Origin of the sequence: Vibrio sp. 10N.261.54.A5 (genome assembly GCF_041471145.1) — a bacterium.
In the GTDB taxonomy this organism is placed as follows: Bacteria; Pseudomonadota; Gammaproteobacteria; order Enterobacterales; family Vibrionaceae; genus Vibrio; species Vibrio crassostreae_C.
Genome location: NZ_JBFRNU010000015.1, coordinates 1 through 3209, shown reverse-complemented (window position 1 = coordinate 3209; position 3209 = coordinate 1). Strand labels below are relative to the sequence as shown.

Genomic DNA, 3209 nt, shown 5'->3' with positions numbered 1-3209 from the left:
CTTATTTGTCTTCACTTTTTAAAGTGAAAGCAAATAGAAACCCTTTCGGGTTGTATGGTTAAGTGACTAAGCGTACACGGTGGATGCCTTGGCAGTCAGAGGCGATGAAAGGCGTAATAACTTGCGATAAGCCCAGATTAGGTAGTAATAACCTTTTGAGTCTGGGATTCCTGAATGGGGAAACCCACTTACATAAGTAAGTATCCTGTTGTGAATACATAGCAACAGGAGGCAAACCGGGGGAACTGAAACATCTAAGTACCCCGAGGAAGAGAAATCAACCGAGATTCCGAAAGTAGCGGCGAGCGAAATTGGATTAGCCCTTAAGCTTTTAATGATGCAGGTGAAGAGTCTGGAAAGTCTCGCAGTAAAGGGTGATAGCCCCGTAACCGACACATCATAATCAGTGAAAACGAGTAGGGCGGGACACGTGATATCCTGTCTGAATATGGGGGGACCATCCTCCAAGGCTAAATACTACTGACTGACCGATAGTGAACCAGTACCGTGAGGGAAAGGCGAAAAGAACCCCTGTGAGGGGAGTGAAATAGAACCTGAAACCGTGTACGTACAAGCAGTAGGAGCACCTTCGTGGTGTGACTGCGTACCTTTTGTATAATGGGTCAGCGACTTAATTTTAGTAGCAAGGTTAACCGTTTAGGGGAGCCGTAGGGAAACCGAGTCTTAACTGGGCGTACAGTTGCTAGGATTAGACCCGAAACCAGGTGATCTAGCCATGGGCAGGTTGAAGGTTGAGTAACATCAACTGGAGGACCGAACCGACTAATGTTGAAAAATTAGCGGATGACTTGTGGCTAGGGGTGAAAGGCCAATCAAACCTGGAGATAGCTGGTTCTCCCCGAAAGCTATTTAGGTAGCGCCTCGGACGAATACTACTGGGGGTAGAGCACTGTTAAGGCTAGGGGGTCATCCCGACTTACCAACCCTTTGCAAACTCCGAATACCAGTAAGTACTATCCGGGAGACACACGGCGGGTGCTAACGTCCGTCGTGGAGAGGGAAACAACCCAGACCGCCAGCTAAGGTCCCAAAGTATAGCTAAGTGGGAAACGATGTGGGAAGGCTCAGACAGCCAGGATGTTGGCTTAGAAGCAGCCATCATTTAAAGAAAGCGTAATAGCTCACTGGTCGAGTCGGCCTGCGCGGAAGATGTAACGGGGCTAAGCTATACACCGAAGCTGCGGCTACGTACCTTAGGGTATGTGGGGTAGGGGAGCGTTCTGTAAGCCGTTGAAGGTGGTCTGTAAGGGCTGCTGGAGGTATCAGAAGTGCGAATGCTGACATGAGTAACGATAAAGGGAGTGAAAAACTCCCTCGCCGGAAGACCAAGGGTTCCTGTCCAACGTTAATCGGGGCAGGGTAAGTCGACTCCTAAGGCGAGGCCGAAAGGCGTAGTCGATGGGAAACGGGTTAATATTCCCGTACTTCTTACAATTGCGATGGGGGGACGGAGAAGGCTAGGTGGGCCTGGCGACGGTTGTCCAGGTTCAAGTACGTAGGCGGGTGGTTTAGGTAAATCCGGACCGCTACTAACGCTGAGATACGATGTCGAGCTACTACGGTAGTGAAGTCATTGATGCCATGCTTCCAGGAAAAGCCTCTAAGCTTCAGATTGTAAGGAATCGTACCCCAAACCGACACAGGTGGTCGGGTAGAGAATACCAAGGCGCTTGAGAGAACTCGGGTGAAGGAACTAGGCAAAATGGTACCGTAACTTCGGGAGAAGGTACGCTCTTATCAGTGAAGTCCCTTGCGGATGGAGCAGACGAGAGTCGCAGATACCAGGTGGCTGCAACTGTTTATTAAAAACACAGCACTGTGCAAAATCGTAAGATGACGTATACGGTGTGACGCCTGCCCGGTGCCGGAAGGTTAATTGATGGGGTTAGACTTCGGTCGAAGCTCTTGATCGAAGCCCCGGTAAACGGCGGCCGTAACTATAACGGTCCTAAGGTAGCGAAATTCCTTGTCGGGTAAGTTCCGACCTGCACGAATGGCGTAATGATGGCCACGCTGTCTCCACCCGAGACTCAGTGAAATTGAAATCGCTGTGAAGATGCAGTGTACCCGCGGCTAGACGGAAAGACCCCGTGAACCTTTACTACAGCTTGGCACTGAACATTGAACCTACATGTGTAGGATAGGTGGGAGACTTTGAAACCGCGTCGCTAGATGTGGTGGAGTCGTCCTTGAAATACCACCCTTGTAGTTTTGATGTTCTAACGTTGGTCCCTGAATCGGGATTACGGACAGTGCCTGGTGGGTAGTTTGACTGGGGCGGTCTCCTCCCAAAGAGTAACGGAGGAGCACGAAGGTGGGCTAAACACGGTTGGACATCGTGTGGTTAGTGCAATGGCATAAGCCCGCTTGACTGCGAGAATGACAATTCGAGCAGGTGCGAAAGCAGGTCATAGTGATCCGGTGGTTCTGAATGGAAGGGCCATCGCTCAACGGATAAAAGGTACTCCGGGGATAACAGGCTGATACCGCCCAAGAGTTCATATCGACGGCGGTGTTTGGCACCTCGATGTCGGCTCATCACATCCTGGGGCTGAAGTCGGTCCCAAGGGTATGGCTGTTCGCCATTTAAAGTGGTACGCGAGCTGGGTTTAGAACGTCGTGAGACAGTTCGGTCCCTATCTGCCGTGGGCGTTGGAAAATTGAAAGGGGCTGCTCCTAGTACGAGAGGACCGGAGTGGACGAACCTCTGGTGTTCGGGTTGTCATGCCAATGGCATTGCCCGGTAGCTAAGTTCGGAATCGATAACCGCTGAAAGCATCTAAGCGGGAAGCGAGCCTTGAGATGAGTTTTCCCTGGCACTATAAGTGTCCTAAAGGGTTGTCGTAGACTACGACGTTGATAGGCAGGGTGTGTAAGTGCTGCGAGGCATTGAGCTAACCTGTACTAATTGCCCGTGAGGCTTAACCATACAACACCCAAGGGGTTTTGTGGACTCAAAGAAATACCAAACGCTTGAATGAGTTTGAAGAGATAGACTTTTAAATACAGTTTTCCAGATTATTTTGCCTTCAGTTTTTAAAAAAGCTGAAAGTAAAAGCAAAATTTGCTTGGCGACCATAGCATTGTGGACCCACCTGATTCCATGCCGAACTCAGAAGTGAAACACAATAGCGCCGATGGTAGTGTGGGGCTTCCCCATGTGAGAGTAGGACATCGCCAGGCTTTAA

General features: G+C 50.2%; 2 rRNA genes. Both read left to right on the top strand.

The annotated features are described in order from the left end of the window. The first annotated feature begins 56 nt into the window (after positions 1 to 56). Positions 57 to 2950, top strand: a 23S ribosomal RNA gene (locus AB4329_RS04030). 138 nt (positions 2951 to 3088) lie between these two features. Next, a 5S ribosomal RNA gene (rrf, locus tag AB4329_RS04025) occupies positions 3089 to 3204 on the top strand. Positions 3205 to 3209 lie beyond the last annotated feature (5 nt).